Source organism: Trueperella bernardiae, assembly GCF_001469025.1.
Classification (GTDB): domain Bacteria; phylum Actinomycetota; class Actinomycetes; order Actinomycetales; family Actinomycetaceae; genus Trueperella; species Trueperella bernardiae.
This window is the reverse complement of record NZ_LNIZ01000001.1, coordinates 371,570-391,522: the sequence shown is the minus strand read 5'-3', so window position 1 is coordinate 391,522 and position 19,953 is coordinate 371,570. Positions and strand designations below refer to the sequence as shown.

Annotated in this window: 19 protein-coding genes and 1 tRNA gene; 18 read left to right on the top strand and 2 right to left on the bottom strand. The window is 65.9% G+C overall.

Features of this window, described 5'->3' with window-relative positions:
* The first annotated feature begins 26 nt into the window (after nucleotides 1-26).
* From AQZ59_RS01780 to AQZ59_RS01770, 3 genes are read left to right on the top strand one after another with little or no spacing between them, the layout of a single operon-like run.
* Nucleotides 27-209 carry a ubiquitin-like protein Pup gene (locus AQZ59_RS01780; RefSeq protein WP_062612573.1) on the top strand — a complete coding sequence of 61 codons (183 nt, stop codon included), beginning with the start codon at nucleotides 27-29 and terminating at the stop codon, nucleotides 207-209.
* Nucleotides 206-1,576, top strand: a complete 1,371-nt coding sequence (gene pafA / locus AQZ59_RS01775; RefSeq protein WP_236698633.1) for a Pup--protein ligase — start codon at nucleotides 206-208, stop codon at nucleotides 1,574-1,576. Before AQZ59_RS01780 ends, pafA begins: the two co-directional genes overlap by 4 nt.
* On the top strand, nucleotides 1,569-2,441 hold the full coding sequence (locus AQZ59_RS01770; RefSeq protein ID WP_062612570.1) for an FKBP-type peptidyl-prolyl cis-trans isomerase: 873 nt from the start codon (nucleotides 1,569-1,571) through the stop codon (nucleotides 2,439-2,441). The genes pafA and AQZ59_RS01770 overlap by 8 nt, the downstream gene beginning before the upstream one ends.
* On the opposite strand, the gene AQZ59_RS01765 is transcribed toward AQZ59_RS01770, so the two are convergent.
* Nucleotides 2,442-2,990 (bottom strand): AAA family ATPase, encoded by a 549-nt coding sequence (locus AQZ59_RS01765; RefSeq protein WP_062612569.1) that lies wholly within the window; start codon nucleotides 2,988-2,990, stop codon nucleotides 2,442-2,444. It lies immediately after the preceding gene.
* 49 nt (nucleotides 2,991-3,039) lie between these two features.
* On the opposite strand from AQZ59_RS01765, the gene hisF reads away from it, so the two are divergent.
* The 9 genes from hisF (at nucleotide 3,040) to AQZ59_RS01720 (ending at nucleotide 10,332) form a co-directional block, all read left to right on the top strand.
* Nucleotides 3,040-3,804, top strand: a complete 765-nt coding sequence (hisF, locus tag AQZ59_RS01760; RefSeq protein ID WP_062612567.1) for an imidazole glycerol phosphate synthase subunit HisF — start codon at nucleotides 3,040-3,042, stop codon at nucleotides 3,802-3,804.
* Entirely contained in the window at nucleotides 3,801-4,151 is a 351-nt protein-coding gene (gene hisI, locus AQZ59_RS01755; protein WP_062612565.1) for a phosphoribosyl-AMP cyclohydrolase, read from the top strand. Before hisF ends, hisI begins: the two co-directional genes overlap by 4 nt.
* Nucleotides 4,152-4,212: 61 nt before the next feature.
* Nucleotides 4,213-5,025 (top strand): indole-3-glycerol phosphate synthase TrpC, encoded by an 813-nt coding sequence (trpC, locus tag AQZ59_RS01750; protein ID WP_062612561.1) that lies wholly within the window; start codon nucleotides 4,213-4,215, stop codon nucleotides 5,023-5,025.
* Nucleotides 5,026-5,035: 10 nt separating this feature from the next.
* Nucleotides 5,036-6,250 carry a tryptophan synthase subunit beta gene (trpB, locus tag AQZ59_RS01745; RefSeq protein ID WP_062612559.1) on the top strand — a complete coding sequence of 405 codons (1,215 nt, stop codon included), beginning with the start codon at nucleotides 5,036-5,038 and terminating at the stop codon, nucleotides 6,248-6,250.
* The gene (trpA, locus tag AQZ59_RS01740; RefSeq protein ID WP_062612557.1) at nucleotides 6,247-7,056 is read left to right on the top strand and encodes a tryptophan synthase subunit alpha; all 810 of its coding nucleotides are present in this window, start codon (nucleotides 6,247-6,249) and stop codon (nucleotides 7,054-7,056) included. Before trpB ends, trpA begins: the two co-directional genes overlap by 4 nt.
* Nucleotides 7,056-8,006: a prolipoprotein diacylglyceryl transferase gene (lgt, locus tag AQZ59_RS01735; protein ID WP_062612555.1), complete on the top strand. Its 951-nt coding sequence runs from the start codon at nucleotides 7,056-7,058 to the stop codon at nucleotides 8,004-8,006. Before trpA ends, lgt begins: the two co-directional genes overlap by 1 nt.
* Nucleotides 8,007-8,050: 44 nt before the next feature.
* Nucleotides 8,051-9,478, top strand: coding sequence for a pyruvate kinase (gene pyk / locus AQZ59_RS01730; protein WP_062612553.1), 1,428 nt, complete (start codon nucleotides 8,051-8,053; stop codon nucleotides 9,476-9,478).
* 55 nt (nucleotides 9,479-9,533) lie between these two features.
* Nucleotides 9,534-9,615 (top strand) — tRNA-Leu (locus AQZ59_RS01725).
* Nucleotides 9,616-9,735: 120 nt separating this feature from the next.
* Complete coding sequence (locus AQZ59_RS01720; protein WP_062612706.1) at nucleotides 9,736-10,332, top strand: ANTAR domain-containing response regulator; 597 nt, start codon at nucleotides 9,736-9,738, stop codon at nucleotides 10,330-10,332.
* A 1-nt stretch (nucleotide 10,333) separates the two neighbouring features.
* Here the strand turns inward: AQZ59_RS01720 and AQZ59_RS01715 are convergent, their stop codons facing one another.
* Nucleotides 10,334-10,699, bottom strand: coding sequence for a PaaI family thioesterase (locus tag AQZ59_RS01715; RefSeq protein WP_062612551.1), 366 nt, complete (start codon nucleotides 10,697-10,699; stop codon nucleotides 10,334-10,336).
* A 70-nt stretch (nucleotides 10,700-10,769) separates the two neighbouring features.
* Between AQZ59_RS01715 and polA the strand changes: the two genes are divergently transcribed.
* From polA to AQZ59_RS01685, 6 genes are all read left to right on the top strand, one after another.
* Nucleotides 10,770-13,463: a DNA polymerase I gene (gene polA / locus AQZ59_RS01710; protein WP_062612548.1), complete on the top strand. Its 2,694-nt coding sequence runs from the start codon at nucleotides 10,770-10,772 to the stop codon at nucleotides 13,461-13,463.
* Nucleotides 13,464-13,594: 131 nt separating this feature from the next.
* Entirely contained in the window at nucleotides 13,595-15,061 is a 1,467-nt protein-coding gene (gene rpsA, locus AQZ59_RS01705; RefSeq protein ID WP_062612544.1) for a 30S ribosomal protein S1, read from the top strand.
* An 87-nt stretch (nucleotides 15,062-15,148) separates the two neighbouring features.
* On the top strand, nucleotides 15,149-15,697 hold the full coding sequence (locus AQZ59_RS01700) for a pyroglutamyl-peptidase I (protein ID WP_062612541.1): 549 nt from the start codon (nucleotides 15,149-15,151) through the stop codon (nucleotides 15,695-15,697).
* Nucleotides 15,698-15,699: 2 nt separating this feature from the next.
* On the top strand, nucleotides 15,700-16,551 hold the full coding sequence (gene coaE, locus AQZ59_RS01695; protein ID WP_062612539.1) for a dephospho-CoA kinase: 852 nt from the start codon (nucleotides 15,700-15,702) through the stop codon (nucleotides 16,549-16,551).
* A 29-nt stretch (nucleotides 16,552-16,580) separates the two neighbouring features.
* The gene (gene uvrB / locus AQZ59_RS01690) at nucleotides 16,581-18,629 is read left to right on the top strand and encodes an excinuclease ABC subunit UvrB (protein WP_062612537.1); all 2,049 of its coding nucleotides are present in this window, start codon (nucleotides 16,581-16,583) and stop codon (nucleotides 18,627-18,629) included.
* Nucleotides 18,630-18,870: 241 nt separating this feature from the next.
* Nucleotides 18,871-19,950: a TerC family protein gene (locus AQZ59_RS01685; protein WP_082661085.1), complete on the top strand. Its 1,080-nt coding sequence runs from the start codon at nucleotides 18,871-18,873 to the stop codon at nucleotides 19,948-19,950.
* The last annotated feature ends 3 nt before the right edge of the window (nucleotides 19,951-19,953 follow it).

Here is a 19,953-nt window from a genome sequence, read left to right as displayed (position 1 = left end):
CCTAGAATTGATCCGGAAAGGAAACTATGTCTGAACAAGAGTTTATGCAGCCTCGCCGCCGCGAGGAGGAAGAGGCCCAGGAGCTGCCGCAGGTGAACGTGCCGGCGGCCGACTTCGACGTCGACGACCTGCTCGACGACATCGATTCGATCCTCGAGGAGAACGCCACGGGCTTCGTGCAGGGCTTCGTGCAAAAGGGTGGTCAGTGAAACCTCGCCGGATCATGGGCATCGAGACCGAGTACGGCCTCCTGTATGCCTCCACCACCACGGGCGAGCAACTGCTCGACCCGGAGGAGACGGCACACCACCTTTTTGAGCCGCTGCTCCACAAAGCGCGTTCCACGAACGCGTTTTTACCCAACGGCGCCAGGCTTTACCTCGACGTCGGGGCCCATCCAGAGTACGCCACCGCCGAGTGCGATCAGCTGGCCGATCTGCTGGCCAATGACCGCGCGGGCGACGCCCTGTACGCGCAGATGGCGGCCGAGGCGGAGGTCAAGCTTTCGGGCGGGCGGATGCACCTGTTCAAGAACAACCTCGATTCCTACGGCAACTCCTTCGGCTGCCACGAGAACTACTTGGTGCGCCGCCGGCGCGACTTTCGCCAGCGCATCGACGGCCTCATTCCGTACTTCGTCACGCGCCAGATCATGGTGGGTGCCGGCTACCTGCACGTGGGCCCGGAGGGCGCCAGCTACCGCATCTCCCAGCGGGCGGACAAGATGAACGACGCCGTCTCGGCGGCCACCACCCGCTCCCGGCCGATGGTCAATACCCGCGACGAACCCCACGGGGACGCAGAGCTTTACCGGCGCATGCACGTGATTGTGGGGGACTCGAACATGTGCGATGCCACGGCCGCGCTCAAGATGGGCGCCACGGAGGCCGTGTTGGACGCGGTGGAGGACGGGCTGCGCCTGCCGAACCGTGCCCTGGCTGACCCGGTGCGGGCGATCCGCGAGGTCTCGGCGGACACGACGTGCGGGGCGGTGCTCAAGCTGGCCGACGGCACCACGATGCGCGCGATCGACATCCAGCGCGAGGTCCATGACCTCGTGCGCGCCCACTTCGAGGCCAACGGCTGGATGGGCCTCGATCCGCTGCGCGCCTACGTTTTTGACCTGTGGGGCCGCACGCTCGACGCCCTCGAGCGCGGCGACCACGACTCGCTTTCCACCGAGATCGACTGGATTGCCAAGCGCAAGCTGTTGGGCCGCCTGGCCGAGCGCCTGGGCACCGGCCTTGACGACGCGCGGGTGCAGCGCCTCGACCTGGCCTGGCACGACATCACGGGCGCCGGCCTGCGCCACAAGCTCGAGGCCAGCGGCGGGCTGAAGAAGCTTATCTCTGACGACACGATCGCCCAGGCGATGGGTATCCCACCGCAGACGACCCGGGCGAAGGTGCGTGGGGACTTCGTGGCGCTCGCCATGGAGCACCGGCGCGATTACATGGTCGACTGGATGAACATCCGCCTGCTCGAGGACGCGGGCGCCCACCAGGTCCTTCTCAAGGACCCGTTCAACCCGGTGAGCGCCGAGGTTGAGGAGCTGATGGAGATCATCGGTGAGTAGGTGGCAGCGCGTCGGGCTGGCGATCTTCGGCGTCATTCTGGGACTCACGATGGGCTTCGCCGTTGCCAGCGCCCAGTACCGGATCGCGTTGGCGCGCGAACCGATCTCGGTGGAGGTGGCCGGCTCGTTCGGCGCCTCGGTGGCGGTGATCGTGAACGGCAACGCGAGTTTTTCAACGGATGAGGGGCTGGCGGACGCCTTCTCGAGTGTCGACATCGCTGGCACGGGTCGCACGATCGAGGAGGGCGGCCAGGTTCTTGCCCGGGTGAGCACGTTCTACCTGCGCGAGGATGGGCTGACCACGGAGACCGGTTCGCGCTATTACACGGGCGCGACCGGCTCGGAGTCGCTGGGCTACTATGCCGGCTACGTGATCGGCGAAGCCGAGGGCAGCCGCATCGTGCTCATCGAGCCCGAGACCCCGCGGGCGGGCATCATCTCGGTTATCGACATCCTTCCCACCGTCCTGCCCGGCGAACCGGGCGACCTCCAGGCGGGCGGAGGCCTGCCCGGCGTCAGCACGGACGAGGCCGGCCGTCCCGTCGTCGTCGCTGGCGGAGGCGAGGTGAGCGCGCTGACCTCTGCGGCGATCATCCGGGGTGGCGGGGAGCAGGTGGAGGCCGGCGACACGGTCGTCGTCAACTACCTGCTGATCTCGGTCGACGGCGCCGTCATTGAAAACACGTGGGACGCGCCGCGCCCGGTGGTCATGCCCGTCGACGATGTCTTCGACGGCCTTCGGGACGGGCTCAAGGACGCCCGGGTGGGCTCGCGCCTGGCGCTGGGAATCCCGGCGGAGATGGCGCAGGGGGACGCGGACGTGGCGATCGTCATCGACGTGCTGGCCAAGATTACGGATGAATGATCACCGCAGAATGAGGTCGTTGCGCGCGTTCGAGGGGAACTGCGCGAGTAGGGCCTCCTCCTGGCGCGCCCAGGTGTCCCAGTGCGCTGACCAGTCGTAGGGGTCGCGAGCGCGCACACGTTCCCGGCGCACGGCTTCGGGGGCCTCAATCCAGACGGTGAGGTCGAGGTGCTCGCGTACGGGCGCGGACGTGGCGCCGCATCCGGTGATGATCACGACGTCGGCCTCGCCGGTCTGCGGGATCCACACGTTTCGTCCCCAGCGGCCCTCGTGCCAGTCCCATGCCCGGGCGGTAGCGTGGCCGCGGCGGAGGTCCCGGGCGAGCTCGGCTACGCGCCCGATGTCGGAGGTGAGTGCGTCCCAGCCGCCGATGAAGAGCTCAACTTCGATGATTTCGACGCGCCGCTCGAGAAGGACCGCGAGCGCGCGGGCGAGGGTGGTTTTGCCCGAGCCGGAGCGCCCGTCGATGCCTACCAGGCACCGCCCTGGCCCGATCTGTTCGGCCACAATGCAGGCGCGGGCGGCGGTGTTCGCTGGGTGGTCGTTCACGGCTCACATCCTAAATCGCGTTACGATAGACGGCAACGAAAGGAGTGGCATGGGGGTTGCAATCAGGGTCATTCCGTGCCTGGACGTCTCGCACGGGCGAGTGGTCAAGGGCGTGAATTTTGAAAACCTGAAGGACGCCGGGGACCCGGTGGAGCTCGCGAGCCGGTACAGCCAGATGGGCGCCGACGAGGTCACCTTCCTCGATGTCTCGGCGTCGGTCGAAGAGCGTGGGACCATGATCGACGTCGTGAAGAAGACGGCCGCCGACGTGTTCGTGCCGCTGACGGTAGGCGGGGGCGTCCGGTCCGTGGAGGACGTGCGCGCGCTGCTCGAGGCCGGCGCGGACAAGGTGGGGATCAACACCGCCGCGCTCGCCCGCCCCGAGCTGCTGACAGAGGTCGCCAGCCAGTTCGGCAACCAGGTCATCACCTTGTCGGTCGACGCGCGGCGGGCCGCCGGCATGCCCTCCGGCTTCGAGGTCACCACGCACGGTGGCACGCGCAGCGCCGGGGTGGACGCCGTGGAGTGGGCCATGCGCACGGCCGAGCTCGGCGCGGGGGAGATCCTGCTCAACTCGATGGACGCGGACGGCACCACCGACGGTTTCGACCTGGAGCTGATTGAGAAGGTGCGCGCCGCCGTCGCCGTCCCGCTCATCGCCTCGGGCGGGGCGGGAACCGCGCAGCACTTCGTAGAGGCCGCGCAGGCGGGCGCCGACGCCGTCCTGGCCGCATCCGTCTTCCACTTCGGCGCGCTCACCGTCCGCGAGGTCAAGGAGGCCCTGGACGCCGCAGGCATCGAGGTGCGCCTGTGATCGAACGCGTGAAGTTCGACGGTCAGGGCCTGGTCCCGGCCATCATCCAGGAAGAGGCCACGGGCGAGGTCCTCATGCTCGGCTACATGAACGACCTGGCCCTCGAGCGCACGCTCATCACCGGGCGGGTCTGGTTTTGGTCGCGCTCCCGCCAGGAATACTGGCGTAAGGGCGACACGTCGGGCGCGATCCAGCTGGTCAAATCGGTGGCCGTGGATTGCGACGGCGACACGCTGCTGGTGCGCGTGCACCAGCGTGGTGCAGCCTGCCACACGGGGGAGCGCACGTGCTTCCTGGCCGGGGGAGAGCTGCCGGTTGCCATCCCCGACCACATCGAGGGGCTGTGAGACTCCCTTTTCGTACACGGCGCGAGCGCCGGTAGAGTGAAGTCAAGGGGAAGGACGAACCATGACAGTGCTCGATGACATCATTGCTGGCGTGCGCATCGACCTCGCCAGGCGCGAGGCCGCCGTCAGCCTGGACGAGCTGAAGGAGCGCGCGGCGAAGATGCCAAGCGCGCGCAACGCCATCTCTGCCCTCAAGCCCCACGATCACCGCTCCGTGCAGGTCATCGCGGAGGTCAAACGCAAGTCGCCGTCAAAGGGAGAACTGGCCGACATCCCGGACCCGGCCTATCTTGCCGGCCTGTACGAGGAGGGCGGCGCGGCCGTGATCTCGGTGCTGACCGAGGAACGGCGATTCAACGGGACGCTCGCGGATCTGGACGCCGTGCGAGCCCGGGTGGAGATCCCGGTGCTGCGCAAAGACTTCATTGTCACGCCCTACCAGGTGTGGGAGGCCCGCGCGCACGGGGCTGACCTGGCGCTCATCATCGTCGCGGCCCTCGAGGACACGGTGCTGACCTCGCTCATCGAGCGCGTGCACTCCCTGGGCATGACGGCGCTCGTCGAGGCCCATAGCCGCACCGAGGCCCTGCGCGCGCTCGACGCCGGGGCGCAGGTGATCGGCATCAACGCCCGGAACTTGAAGACGCTCGAGGTCAACATGCGAACGTTCGACGAGGTGGTCGACGTGGTGCCCGATTCGGTGATCCGCGTGGCCGAATCCGGGGTGGCCTCCGCTCAGGACATGCTGAACTACGCCCGCTCGGGCGCCGACGCGGTGTTGATGGGCGAGGTACTCGTGACCAACGGGGACCCGCTGCGGACGGTACGGGACATGGTGGCCGCCGGCCAGCACCCCTCTCTTTTTTCGATTTAAGAGGTGAACAATGCGACTAGCTGAGGTACAGGGACCCTACTTTGACGAATTCGGGGGCCGTTACATCCCCGAGGCGCTGGTGAAGGCGCTGACCGAGCTCGAGCAGGCCTGGCTCGCCCTCAAGGTGGACCCGGACTTCATCGCCGAGCTCGACCACCTGCACCGCACCTACTCGGGCAGGCCGTCAATCATCACCGAGGCCCCGCGCTTCGGTGCCCAATACTGCGGCGGCGCGCGCATTATCTTGAAGCGCGAGGACTTGAACCACACGGGTAGCCACAAGATTAACAACGTGCTCGGCCAGGCCCTCCTCACCCGCGCGCTTGGCAAGAAGCGCGTGATCGCGGAGACGGGCGCCGGCCAGCACGGGGTGGCCACCGCGACTGCGGCCGCGCTGCTCGACCTCGAGTGCACGATTTACATGGGGGCCAAGGACGCCCGCCGCCAGTCCCTCAACGTGGCCCGCATGGAACTGTTGGGGGCGAAGGTCGTGGCTGTCGACAACGGCTCGCGCACTCTCCGAGATGCGATCAACGAGGCCTTCCGCGACTGGGTGACGAACATCGATTCGACCAACTACATCTTCGGAACCGCCGCCGGCCCGCACCCGTTCCCCACGCTCGTGCGCGACCTGCAGAAGATCATCGGCGAGGAGGCCCGCGCCCAGATCCTGGAGCTCACGGGTGAGCTGCCGGACGCCGTCGTCGCCTGCATCGGCGGCGGGTCAAACGCGATTGGCATGTTCAACGCCTTTCTTGACGACCCCACGGTCCGCATTATCGGCGGCGAGGCCGGGGGCGAGGGCATGGCGACCGGGCGCCACGCGGCCTCCATCACGCAGGGCGACGTAGGCGTGCTGCACGGCTCGAAGACGTACGTGCTTCAGGATGAGGACGGGCAGACGATCGATTCCACCTCGATCTCGGCGGGCCTTGACTACCCAGGGGTGGGCCCCGAACACGCTTGGCTCGCCCAGACCGGCCGCGCCGAGTACTGGCCCATCAACGACGCCGAGGCGATGGATGCCTTCCGTGGTCTGGCCCGCACCGAGGGCATCATCCCCGCCATCGAATCCGCCCACGGGCTCGCGGTTGCGATGAAGCTCGGCAAGGAGGCGGCCGAGAAGGGTGAGAAGATCACGATCGCCGTCTCGCTCTCGGGGCGCGGGGATAAGGACATGGAAACGGCGATGACGTACTTTGACCTGGCCAAGGAGAACGAATGATGTACTCGGCACAAAAGATTGAGCAGGCGCGCGAGGCTGGCCACGCCGCGTTCGTGGCCTACCTGTCGGCGGGATACCCAGACGTGGATTTTTCGCTTGACGTCGCGCGCGCCGTTGTCGACGCCGGCGCTGACATCATCGAGGTCGGCTTCCCATACTCCGATCCCACGATGGACGGGCCGATCATCCAGGAGTCGGGTACGAAGGCGCTCGAGCGCGGCCTCAAGCGCGCGGATGTGTTCAAGATGGTCGAGACCGTGGCGGACGCGGGCGCGGCGGCCGTCGTCATGTCCTACTACAACCCCGTCTTCCACTACGGCGTGGACAACTTCGCGCGCGACCTGGCCAACGCCGGCGGCGCCGGCATGATCATCCCCGACATCATCGTCGAGGAGTGCGGGGAGTGGATCGAGGCCTCCGATAAATACGACCTCGAGCGCATCTTCCTCGTGGCACCCTCGTGCACCGACCAACGGCTGCGGGTCAACGCCGAAGCCGCGCGCGGTTTCGTCTACGCTGCCTCGCGCATGGGCGTCACGGGCCCGCGCGCAACCCTGTCCTCCGACACGGAGTCGCTGGTCGCGCGCACGCGTGCCGCGGGCGCGAAGAACGTCTGCGTCGGTATCGGGGTCTCCACCCACGACCAGGCCGTGGAGGTGGCCCAGTTCGCCGACGGCGTCATCGTCGGTTCGGCTATCATCCGTGCCCTCATCGATAACGACGGCGACCGCGCGGCGAGTCTGCGCGCCGTCTCGGCCATCACGGCGGACATCGCCGCCGGAGCCCACACCCCCAGGAGCCGCTAGTGCTGACTGCCATCCCCTCACCGTCGATCAGCGCGATCCCGCTCGGGCCGCTGACCATCCACTTCTACGCCCTCGCCATCCTCACGGGCATCATCGTCGCCTGGAAACTGGCCGACCGGCGCTATGTGCGCTGGGGCGGCCCGGAGGAGGTCTCGATCGACGTGGCCGTGTGGATGGTGCTCTTTGGCATCGTGGGCGCGCGCATCTACCACGTCATCACCACCCCCGATCCGTACTTCGGCCCTAACGGCGACCTGCTCAAGGCCCTGCGCGTCTGGGAGGGCGGGCTCGGCATCTGGGGTGGCATCGCCGCGGGCGCGATCGGCGGCTTCATCGCGCTCCATCGGCGCGGCCTGCGCTTTGCTCCGTTCGCCGACGCCGTGGCCCCTGGCGTGCTCATCGCCCAGGCGATTGGCCGGTTCGGCAACTATTTCAACCAGGAGCTCTTCGGTGGACCCACCGAGTTGCCGTGGGGCCTGCGTATCGACGACGCCCACCTGCCCGCCGGCTACACCTCGGGAACGCTCTTCCATCCCACCTTCCTCTACGAGGCGATTTGGTGCGTGGCGATGGCGGGGATCCTTATCGCCCTGGAGAAGAAGTTCCGCTTCAAGGGCGGGCAGACCACCCTCATGTATGTCATCCTCTACGTGCTCGGCCGGATGTGGATCGAGAACATGCGGATCGACACGGCTCAGATCGTTGCGGGCCTGCGGCTGAACGTGTGGACGTCGCTCATCGTGCTCGCGGCCGCCATCCTTGGCTTCCTCGTGCTCACCAAGCTCCACCGTACCCGGCCCGAGCTGGGCGATATCCATTTGCCCGGCCGCGCGCCCGAACAGGTGGAGTCCGCCGGCGAGGAGGCGGAAGGCAGCGAGCCCGCGTCCGAGGAGACCGGGGCGGACGGCGTCGTCGGACCCGCATCCACCTCGCCCGCCGAACACGACTAGCCTCGGCTCTTCGAAGGCGAGCTTAATCGGGTAGGATGGAGGCCATGCGCAGAGCAAAAATTGTTTGTACGTTAGGTCCAGCCACCGACACCAAAGAGCGAATAGTCGAACTCGTCAAGGCGGGCATGAACGTCGCCCGCATTAACGCCTCTCACGGCACGCACGCCGAGCACGAGCAGCGAATCGACATGGTGCGCGAGGCGGCGGACGAACTCGGGGCGGCTGTTGCGATCCTCGTTGACCTGCAGGGTCCGAAGATCCGCCTCGGCACGTTCGAATCGGGTCCCGTCCTCCTCGAGCAGGGCGATATTTTCACGATCACCACGGAGGACGTGCCGGGTGATAAGGACCTGGTCTCCACCACGTTCAAGGGCCTGCCGGGTGACTGCAGCCCGGGCGATCTCATTCTGATCGACGACGGCAAAGTCCAGGTGCGAGTCGTGTCGGTGGATGGCCCGGAGGTCACCACCGAGGTGGTTATCGGCGGAACCGTGTCGAACAACAAGGGCGTCAACCTCCCCGGTGTGGCCGTGTCCGTCCCCGCGTTGTCGGAGAAGGACAAGGTGGACCTGGAGTGGGCGCTGAATTACGGCGCGGACATCTGCGCGCTGTCCTTCGTGCGCTCGGCGGAGGACGTGAAGGACGTCCACCAGGTCATGGACATGGTCGGCCGCCGCATCCCGGTCATTGCGAAGATCGAAAAGCCGCAGGCGGTCACCGCTCTAGAGGAGATCGTCACCGCGTTTGACGGCATCATGGTCGCTCGTGGCGACCTGGGCGTGGAGCTCCCGCTCCAGCAGGTGCCGATCGTGCAAAAGCGCGCCATCAACATCGCGCGCCGCAACGCCAAGCCGGTGATCGTGGCCACCCAGGTGCTCGAGTCGATGATCACCGCCCCCACGCCCACGCGCGCCGAGACCTCGGACTGCGCGAACGCGATCCTCGACGGCGCGGACGCGGTCATGCTCTCGGGCGAGACCTCGGTGGGCAAGTACCCGATTGTGTGCGTGCAGACGATGGCCTCCATCATCCAGTACACCGAAGAGCACGGGCTGGAGTCGATCCCTACGATCGGCAACCTTCACCGCACCCGCAACGGCGTCATCACCCGATCGGCGATGGACATCGGCGAGGCGCTTGGCGTGAAGTACCTGGCGGTATTTACCTCTTCGGGCCAGACAGCGCGGCGCATGGCCCGCCTGCGCGCCCGCATCCCGCTGCTGGTCTTCACCCCGAACAATGACATCCGCCAGCAGCTGGCGCTCACGTGGGGAACCCAGACGATCATCGTGCCCGAGGTGGAGGACACCGACCACATGATCGAGCAGGTCGACCACGCCCTGCGCGACCGCGGCTACGCGGTGGACGGGGACCGGGTCGTCGTCGTGTCGGGCATGCCCGCCGGCAAGGTGGGCTCCACGAACACGATCCGGGTGCACAAGATGGGGGAGACCTTCGCCTCGGCGATGTGACGAATCTCCGCATTTTGCGGGGATGAAGCGGCCTTGCTGTAAGGTGAGGTCGCACGCTCCTGTGGTGGAATTGGCAGACACACTGCACTCAAAATGCAGCGCCGAAAGGCATGCGGGTTCGAGTCCCGCCGGGAGCACTTAGGGTAAATGCACGCGCCGTCGCCTGCCACTTTGTAAGATTGGTGTGAGCCGCGGCGAGCGGGAAGAGATCGGAGGAAGTCGTGAATGAGGAAGTAGCCGGGCGCCGGGTGGAGAAGATTGAGACGGACACGGATCCTGCAACTGTGCGGGTGCTCGTGGTTGAAGATGAGACCCTCATTCGCCTGGACATTGTAGAGACCCTGCAGGATGCCGGCTACACGGTGGTGGCCGAGGGTGCCTCGGGGGATGAGGCTGTTGAGCTAGCAGCCGAGTACAACCCGGACCTCATCGTCATGGACGTGAAGATGCCCGGCATGGACGGACTGACTGCGGCGGAGAAGATCCTGTCCGAGCAGCAGATTGCGATCGTCATGCTCACGGCATTCTCCCAGCGCGAGCTTGTGGAGCGGGCGCGCGACGCGGGTGCGATGGCCTACGTGGTCAAGCCCTTCACCCCGGAACACCTCATCCCGGCGGTCGAGATCGCGCTCTCGCGTTCGCAGGAGATCGCCTCGCTGGAGAGCGAGGTGTCCTCGCTGACGGATAAGTTTGAGACCCGCAAGCGCGTGGACCAGGCCAAGGGCCTGCTCCAGGAGAAGATGGGCCTGACGGAGCCGGAGGCGTTTAGGTGGATCCAGAAGACGTCGATGGATCGGCGCCTGACCATGCGCGAGGTTGCGGACGCCGTCGTCGAGCAGGTGGGCCAGAAGTAGCCTAGGCGCTGATAAACACGCAAGTGAGCCGCCCGGCGGCGGTCATCTCCCCGCGCTCGTCCGAGACGATCACCGAGGTGATGACGGACGAGCGCGTTACTTTGAGGACGCGCGCCGTGGCACGCACCAGGGCGGTGGCGTTGGGCGCCACGTGCGAGACGGACAGCTCGGTGCCCACCGCGATCTTGCCTTCGGGGGCGTTCGTGAGCGCGAGGAGTGATCCAGCGTGCTCGACCAGCACCCCGTTGATGCCCCCGTGCACGACGCCGTAGGGCTGGTGAGCGTGGGCGGTGGGCATGGAGACGGTGCAGATATCGGCTGTGTGGGCCTCGACTGTGATGGCGAGGGTCTTGTCGAGTGTGGTCATGGTGCCAGCGTAGCAAGGGCGCGCAGGGTGAACCGTCATGTTTGTCGGTGGTCCGCGATAGGCTGGTGGCGTGAATCAAGAAACTCTGCTTCTGCTCGATGGCCACTCGCTGGCATTCCGCTCGTTCTTCGCGCTGCCCGCCGATTCCTTTTTGACGGCGCAGGGCCAGTACACGAACGCCGTGCACGGCTTTACTTCCACCTTGCTCAAGCTGGTTGGTGACTACCAGCCCACGCACGTGGCGGTGGCTTTTGACCTGCCGGGCGGTACGTTCCGCACGCGCCAGTACGCGGAGTACAAGGGCGGGCGTGCCGAGACCCCGCAGGAGTTCAAGGGCCAGATCTCGGTGATCCAGCAGGTGCTGGACGTGCTGGGCGTGGCGTGGCTGACGGTGGAGGACTTCGAGGCCGATGACATCGTGGCAACCCTGGCCACGCGCGGCGAAGAGCGGGGGATGAAGGTCTTTATCTCCTCCGGTGATAAGGATACGTACCAGCTGGTGGATGACGCGATCACGCTGGTCTACCCGATGCCACGCTCGCAGATGGCGGTGCTCGATCCGGCGGGGATCGAGGCGAAGGCGGGCGTGAAGCCGGAGCTGTATTCGGATCTGGCGGCGCTGGTGGGGGAGGGAGCCGATAACATCCCGGGCGTGCCGCTGTGGGGTGCGAAGACTGCGGCGAAGTGGCTCAACCACTACGGGGGCCTGGAGAACCTGCTCGAGCACGCTGATGAGATCGGCGGCAAGACGGGGGCGAACCTGCGGGAGAACGTGGAGATGGTGCGCCGTAACCGCGCGCTCAACACCCTGGTGCGGGACCTGCCGATTGTGGAGGACTTTGACGAGTTGCGCCCGGTGGGCGTTGCTCGCGAGGAGATGCACGAACTGTTCGACACGCTTGACTTCACGCGCCTGCGCGAGCGGGTGTTGCGCGAGCTGCCGATGCGCGGCGGGGAGGAAGCGGTGGCGTCCGAGCCTGCGGTGGAGGCCACGCTGGTCGCGGCGGGCAGCGTGCCGTTTGAAGAGTTTTTGGCCGGGCACGAGGGCCCGTGGGGTATTGAGATTGACGGGGACCGGCGCCCCATGCGGGGCGATGTGGCAGGCTACGCGGTGGCCTCTGCCGATCACCACGTGTACTACGGGGACCGGGCCGGGCTCGACGCGGCGGACGAGGAGGCGCTCGTGGCCTTCCTTGAGGACGCGGATCAGCCCAAGGTGGGGCACGGCACGAAGGGCCTGGCCCACGCGTGGAAGGGCGTGGGGGTGAGCCTGGCCGGCGTTGTCGGGGATACGGAGATCGGCGCCTACCTGCTCCACCCGGACCAGCGTGCGTATGACTTGACCGACCTCGCCCAGCGTTACCTGGCCGTGGATATCGCCGCGGCTGAAGATGACACGCTGGGTATCGGTGCGGATGGCGCGATTGTCCACTCAGCCACGGCCCAGCGCGCGGGCGTGCTGCTCGATCTGCGCGACGCCTTCGATCAGGACCTGCGTAAGGCAGATCCGGAGGGCGCGCTCATGGCGCTGGAGCTGTCGGTGGCCAAGGTGTTGTTCGAGATGGAGAGCGTGGGCATAGCGGTGGATGAGGACCTGCTTGAATCGCTCTACCACGCCTTCAACACGCGCGTGGAGGACGCAGCCCGCAAGGCGCATGAGGCCATCGGCGATGACTCGGTCAACCTCTCCAGCCCCAAGCAACTGCAAGAGGTGCTCTTTGAGCGCATGAAGCTGCCGGTGACGAAGAAGACGAAGTCTGGCTATACCACGAACGCGGACGCGCTGGCTGAGCTCCTGGCGAAGATCGCCCACCGGGAGGATGACGTGGCGCTGTCCGCCCAGGAGTTCCTGGCCGGCCTGCTCGAGCACCGGGATGCGCTCAAGCTGCGCCAATCGGTGGAGGGCCTGCAGCGCTCTGTGATGTCGGGCCGGATCCACACCACCTACCAACAGACCGTGGCGGCCACCGGCCGACTGTCCTCCACGGATCCGAACTTGCAGAACATCCACGCCCGCACGGAGGAGGGCCGCCAGATCCGCGGCGTCTTCGTGCCGGGTGAGGGCTATGACTACGTGATGACGGCCGATTATTCCCAGATCGAGATGCGCCTCATGGCGCACCTGTCGGGGGACGCGGACCTCATCGACGCCTTCCGCCAGGGCACGGACCTGCACAGCTTCGTGGCCTCGCGCGTGTTCGGCGTGCCGCAGGAGTCGGTCACGGGCGAGCAGCGCTCGAAGATCAAGGCGATGAGCTACGGGCTCGCCTACGGCCTGTCCTCCTATGGGCTCTCCCAGCAGCTCCACATCACCGTGCCAGAGGCCGAGGCGCTCATGAAGGATTACGACGCCCGATTTGGCAAGGTGCGCCAGTACCTCACCGCCGTCGTCTCCCAGGCGCGCAAGGACGGCTACACGTCCACGATCTGGGGGCGGCGTCGTTACCTGCCGGGGCTGGACAACCCTAACCGGCAGGTGCGCGAGGCGGCCGAACGCATGGCACTGAACGCCCCCATCCAGGGGTCGGCGGCGGACATCATCAAGTTCGCGATGGTCGCCGTCCACGAGGCGCTCGCAAGCGCGGGCCTGGCCTCGCGCGTCTTGCTCCAGGTACATGACGAACTCGTGCTCGAGGTCAAGGCCTCCGAGGCCGAGCAGGTGGAGCAGATCGTGCGCGAGGAGATGGCGAAGGCGGCGGAGCTCTCGGTGCCGCTGTCGGTGAGCGTGGGGGTGGGGCGCAACTGGCGCGACGCGGCCCACTGACGCTGTGGTCAATTCGGCATTTAGGCCCGCAAGTCCGCTTGAATCACGGCGGTTTTTCCCCGTAAACTTGGCAGGTGGTGCCGCCCGGCACCATGTCCGTAACAATCATATAATCCGGAGTCACCAACTCTATGACAACTAACAACCAGACCTCCACTGAGGTCGCAATCAACGACATCGGCACCGAAGAAGATCTCATCGCCGCTGTCGACGAAACCATCAAGTACTTCAACGATGGCGACATCGTTGAAGGAACCGTAGTCAAGGTCGATCGGGATGAGGTCCTGCTCGACATCGGCTACAAGACCGAGGGTGTTATCCCCTCCAAGGAACTTTCCATCAAGCACGACATCGATCCCGATGATGTTGTCGAAGTTGGTGACCAGATCGAGGCTCTCGTTCTCCAGAAGGAGGACAAGGAGGGTCGTCTTCTCCTGTCGAAGAAGCGTGCGCAGTACGAGCGTGCGTGGGACAAGATCGAGGAGATCAAGGAAGCCGACGGCGTCGTGACCGGCACGGTCATCGAGGTCGTCAAGGGCGGCCTCATCCTCGACATCGGCCTGCGCGGCTTCCTCCCGGCCTCGCTCGTGGAGATGCGTCGCGTGCGCGACCTGCAGCCCTACATCGGCCGTGAGCTCCAGGCGAAGATCATTGAGCTGGACAAGAACCGCAACAACGTTGTTCTTTCCCGCCGCTCCTGGCTGGAGCAGAGCCAGTCCGAGATCCGCGCGCACTTCCTCGACACCCTGCAGAAGGGCCAGGTTCGTGAGGGCGTCGTGTCCTCGATCGTTAACTTCGGTGCGTTCGTTGACCTGGGCGGCGTGGACGGCCTCGTGCACGTCTCCGAGCTGTCCTGGAAGCACATCGACCACCCGTCCGAGGTTGTCGAGGTCGGCACCCCGGTCACGGTCGAGGTGCTGGATGTGGACATGGACCGCGAGCGCGTCTCCCTGTCGCTCAAGGCCACCCAGGAAGATCCGTGGCAGACCTTCGCCCGCACCCACCACATCGGTCAGGTTGTTCCTGGCCGCGTGACCAAGCTGGTCCCGTTCGGTGCGTTCGTTCGCGTGGAGGACGGCATCGAGGGCCTGGTTCACATTTCGGAGCTGGCGCAGCGCCACATCGACCTGCCGGAGCAGGTTGCCAAGGTGGGCGACGAGGTCTTCGTCAAGGTCATCGACATCGATCTCGAGCGTCGTCGCATCTCCCTGTCGCTCAAGCAGGCGAACGAGGGCGTGGACCCGCACTCGGAGGACTTCGATCCGTCGCTGTACGGCATGACCGCCGAGTACGACGAGGAGGGCAACTACAAGTACCCGGAGGGCTTCGACCCCGAGGCGAACGAGTGGCTCGAGGGCTACGAGGAGAACCAGGCTGCCTGGGAGGCCGAGTACGCGAAGGCCGAGGAGCGCTGGATTGCTCACAAGAAGCAGGTCATGGCTCACATGGAGGCCGACGCCGAGGCCGCTGCCGCGGGCGATTCTTCCGCTCCGGCCGAGGCCGCTCCGACTTCGTTCTCGTCCGGTAATGACTCCGCTGGCACGCTTGCGTCCGATGAGGCGCTCGCCGCTCTGCGCGAGAAGCTGACGGGCAACTAAGCATCAGCTGACAAGCTAGAGCAACTGGCTGGGGAGCACCGTGGGGTGCTCCCCAGTTTTTGTTTGCGCGGCACGTAAGCTGGGTGCATGCGAATCTTGCTCACCGCCTTCGGGCCATTTCACACGAATTCCTTCAATCCCACTGAGCACGTGGCGCGGCTCGTGCGGGAGGAGTGGCAGCGCGCGGACGAGCTGACGGTCGAGATCCTGCCGGTTGAGTACGGTGCCGCCCGCGCCCGCGTGGCCGAGCTCGGCGCTTTCGACGTCCACATTGCCCTTGGCCTCGCGGCCGACCGCACGGTTCCCACGATCGAACGCTTCGCGATGAACCGTCGGGATGCCCGGGTTGCTGATAACTCCGGCTTTATCGCTACGGGGGAGGAGGTCGACGCCGGCGCTCCGCTCGCGCTGGAGACTACGCTGCCGTTCAAGGAGATGATCACCCGGGCCCGCGAAGCCGGCTTCCCGCTTGAGGAGTCGCGCAGCGCGGGGCTGTACGTGTGCAACACGGTGATGTTCACGGCGATCCAGAATTCGGCCCGCGCTGGCTTCCTCCACCTGCCACCGCAGGAGCACTTCTCCCTTGACGACGGTGCGGCCTTGGTGGACTTACTGCTCGAGATCGCGGGGGAATAACCATGCTGACGCTTGCGCTCACCGGCGGGATCGGGTCGGGCAAGTCGCACGTGGCTACCATCTGGGCGGGGCTTGGAGCGCGCGTCATCGACGCCGACCGCACGGCGCGCGCCATCCTCGAACCGGGCAGCCCGGCGCTCGCGCAGATCGCCGATCGTTGGGGGGAGCGCGTGCTGGATGGCGGCGCGCTCAACCGGCAGGCCCTGGCCGACATCGTCTTCGCCGACCCGGCCGAACGCCAGGCCCTTGACGACATCACGCACCCCGCGATCTGGGCGAGCGTGGACGAGCAGATCGCGGGGGCTCGTCGTGAAGATCCGGACGGAGTGATCGTCTATGATATCCCGTTGCTCGCTGGCTACGGCCGTGAGTTCGAGATGGTTGCCAACGTCTCCATCGCGGCGGCGCCGGAGGTGCGCGCCGAGCGCCTGCTGCTCACCCGCGGCATGTCCGAGGCCGACGCCCGCGCCCGCATCGCCGCTCAGTCCAGCGACGAGGAGCGGGCCGACATCAGCGACCTCGTCATCGTCAACGAATCCGACGAGGCGAGCCTGGAGTCAGCTGCTATGGCCGCGTGGGAGGGCTGGGTGCTACCTTTTGCCGAGAATCTACGCTCGGGCACCTGGAGCCCGGCGCGGCCGTGGGACCCGGCGCTCGCCGTCAACGACGACGTCGGCCTGCAGCTCGACCGCCTGCGCTACCACGGGGTGCGCCCGCGCGCGGAGGCAGGGCTCGCAGTCACCGGCAGCGAGGAGGCGATGGTGCGCGCCGGCTGGGTCTGGCAGGGCTCGTCGTGGCGTCTGGCCAACCCCGCCCTTGACCTACGGGCGAACCTGTCAGGTGGCCAATATTAATTGTCGGAGGAAGGCGCTACCCTGAGGGCATGCGACCTATCACCGATATCGTCCGCCAGGATGCTCCGTTTGAAGTCATTTCCGAGTACACGCCCTCGGGCGATCAGCCGCAAGCGATCAAGGAGCTGGCCGAGCGGATCAACAATGGTGAATCGGACGTGGTTCTGCTCGGCGCCACGGGAACAGGTAAGTCGGCCACCACGGCGTGGCTGATCGAACAGATTCAGCGCCCCACCCTCATCCTCGAGCCGAACAAGACCCTGGCGGCGCAGATGGCCGCGGAGTTCCGCGAGCTGTTGCCGAACAACGCGGTAGAGTACTTCGTCTCCTACTACGACTACTACCAGCCCGAAGCCTACGTGCCGCAGTCGGACACGTTCATCGAGAAGGATTCCTCGATTAACGACGAGGTGGAACGACTGCGCCACTCAGCCACGAACTCGTTGCTGACCAGGCGGGACGTGGTGGTGGTCGCCTCCGTGTCCTGCATCTACGGTCTCGGCACCCCGCAGGAGTACGTGGACCGGATGGTCCAGTTGAAGGTGGGCGATCAGCTAGATCGCGATCAGCTGCTCAAGCAGTTCATTCAGATGCAATACACGCGCAACGACATGGCGTTCACGCGCGGCACGTTCCGCGTGCGTGGGGACACGGTGGAGATCATCCCCGTCTACGAGGAGCTGGCCGTGCGCATCGAGTTTTTTGGCGACGAGGTCGACTCGATCTCTCTGCTTCACCCGCTCACCGGCCACGTCATCCGCGAAACCGACCACGCACACATCTTCCCCGCCTCCCATTACGTGGCGGGCCCGGAGCGCATGGAGCGTGCGATGGCTTCGATCAAGGAGGAGCTCGACGAGCGGCTGGAGGTTTTGCGCGAGCAGGGCAAGTTGCTCGAGGCCCAGCGCCTGGAGATGCGCACCACCTTCGACCTGGAAATGATGCGCAACCTGGGATCGTGCGCGGGGATCGAGAACTACTCGCGCCACATCGACGGCCGCGGCCCGGGCACCCCGCCAAACACGCTCCTGGACTTTTTCCCGGAGGACTTCGTGCTGGTCATCGACGAATCGCATGTGACCGTGCCGCAGATCGGGGCGATGTACGAGGGCGATATGTCGCGCAAGCGCACGCTGGTCGATTACGGCTTCCGGCTCCCCTCGGCGATGGACAACCGGCCGCTGAAGTGGGATGAGTTCTTGGAGCGCATCGGGCAGACCGTCTACCTGTCGGCCACCCCCGGCAAGTACGAGCTGGAGAAGTCGGATGGCTGGGTGGAGCAGATTATTCGCCCCACTGGCCTGGTGGACCCGGAAATCATCGTCAAGCCCACGAAGGGCCAGATTGACGACCTGCTGGAGGAGGTCCGCATCCGAACGGCGCGTGACGAGCGCGTGCTCGTCACCACGCTGACGAAGAAGATGGCCGAGGACCTCACCGACTACATGGCCGAGCGCGGCATCAAGGTCGAATACCTCCACTCTGACGTCGACACGCTGCGCCGCGTCGAGCTCCTGCGCGAGCTGCGACTGGGCAAGTTCGACGTGCTTGTGGGGATCAACCTCCTGCGCGAGGGCCTCGACCTGCCCGAGGTCTCCCTCGTGGCGATTCTCGACGCCGACAAGCAGGGATTCTTGCGCTCCACCACCTCGCTCATCCAGACGATCGGGCGCGCCGCGCGTAACGTGTCGGGGCAGGTGCACATGTACGCCGACACGATCACGCCGAACATGAAGGAGGCGATTGACGAGACGAACCGGCGTCGGGAAAAGCAGATCGCCTACAACACCGAGCACGGGATCGACCCGGCGCCGCTGCGGAAGAGAATCTCGGACGTCACCGACATGCTCGCGCGCGAAGACGTGGACACCGAAACCCTGCTCGAGGGTGGCTACCGCAAGGAGGCCTCGATCTCCGAGCGCCTGCCGAAGGACGGGCGGGAGATCCACCAGCTGCTTGAGGACCTCACCGAGCAGATGCACGCGGCCGCTGAGCAGTTGCAGTTCGAGCTGGCGGCCCGGCTGCGTGACGAGATCCTGGATGTGAAGAAGGAACTGCGCCAGATCGAGAAGGCGTAGGCCCCGGGTGTTGTCCACCCCACGCGGGCGCAGCGTTCGCCGGGCGGGCCGCGTACGCTAGGATCGACTGAGACGGAGGGGAGTACTCCCACTCAATAACGGTTCGTCAGTACGGCGTCACGCCCGGGCCGCGGCCTGATTCGTCAGGCGGGAAGAGACCTCCGGTACCTGATCGTTCGTACCGGAAAGGCATACCGTGTTGGCTTCAACGCTCATTTACACCGCACCCGTCGCATCTCAGATGCATGTGGCTCCGTGGGAGTGGGTGCTGCTCGGCGTGATCGTGGTGGGACTCATTGCGGTGGACCTGTTTGGGCACGTGCGCCGTGCGCATGAGCCCACCCTGGGGGAGGCCGCGCGGTGGACTGCGTTCTACGTGTCGCTCGCGCTCGTGTTCGGCGTCTTGACCTACCTGCGTCACGGCGGCACGTTTGCCACCGAGTTTTTCGCGGGTTACCTCACCGAATACTCCCTGTCGCTGGACAACATTTTCGTCTTCATTATCATCATCGCTTCCTTCCAGGTGCCGCGCATTTATCAGCAGAAGGTGTTGCTGTATGGCATCATCATCGCGCTCGTGTTGCGCCTCATCTTCATCCTTATTGGCGCCAAGCTCATTGAGAGTTTTATCTGGGTGTTCTTCATCTTCGGGGCGTGGATGCTGTACACGGCGATCAAGCAGGTGATTGACGGGATTCAGGAGGGCCGCAAGCGCAAGGCGCATGACGACGCGGGCGAGGAGGGCTATGAGCCGACTCTTGTCACCCGGATGGTTGCTCGGGTGGCGAACGTGACTGACGGCTACGTGGGCGACCGCCTGTTGGTCCGCCGCAGTGGCAAGACGTGGATCACGCCGCTCATGCTGTGCATCATCACGGTGGGCACGATCGACCTCATGTTCGCGCTCGATTCGATCCCCGCAATTTTCGGCCTCACCCGCGAGCCGTTCATCGTCTTCTCGGCGAATGCGTTCGCCCTGCTCGGGTTGCGCCAGCTGTTCTTCCTGGTGGACGGGCTGCTTGAACGCCTCATTTACCTCCACTACGGCCTGGCTGTCATCCTCGGCTTCATTGCACTCAAGCTACTCGTGCACGCGTTTCATGGCTACGACATTCTGACCGCGATCCCCGAGCCTACGATCGGCGTGTCGGTGGGCGTGATCCTGGGGACGATCCTTATCACCGTGGTCGCCTCCCTGATCGGCTCGCGCAAGTACGCGGGCCAGGAGACCCCGGCGGTCAAGGCGGCTAGCATCGAGCCGCGTGAGCGCCGCAAGCCGAGTATTGGCGAGCCCGAGCAGGCCGAGCGCGCCGAGGGCTAAGCG